Raw genomic sequence first — 238 nt, forward strand, 5'->3', positions numbered from 1 at the left:
CCGGGAGCGCCGGGGAGGGCGCGGCCCCCGCCGGTGTCGACCCCGCGTAGTCGTCCCGCCCGCGGCCGGCCTGCTGGTGCGCGGCGACGCGCAGCCCCCCGTCCGCCCAGGCGGGGTCCGCGGCGACCCGGGCGAGCAGCTCGGGGCTGGTCGGGCCCGCCGCGGGCAGCACCTCGCACCCGCGCAGCGGCCCGGCGGGGTGCAGGGGCGCGGCCCGCACCTCGGCGGCGCGCAGGGG

Annotated in this window: 1 pseudogene; it reads right to left on the minus strand. The window is 86.1% G+C overall.

Going from position 1 to position 238, the window contains the following annotated elements:
- A pseudogene (locus tag KVT14_RS21305) lies at nucleotides 1-238 on the minus strand (biotin--[acetyl-CoA-carboxylase] ligase); the annotation flags it as partial.

Origin of the sequence: Cellulomonas sp. GbtcB1, from assembly GCF_019091725.1 — a bacterium.
In the GTDB taxonomy this organism is placed as follows: domain Bacteria; phylum Actinomycetota; class Actinomycetes; order Actinomycetales; family Cellulomonadaceae; genus Cellulomonas.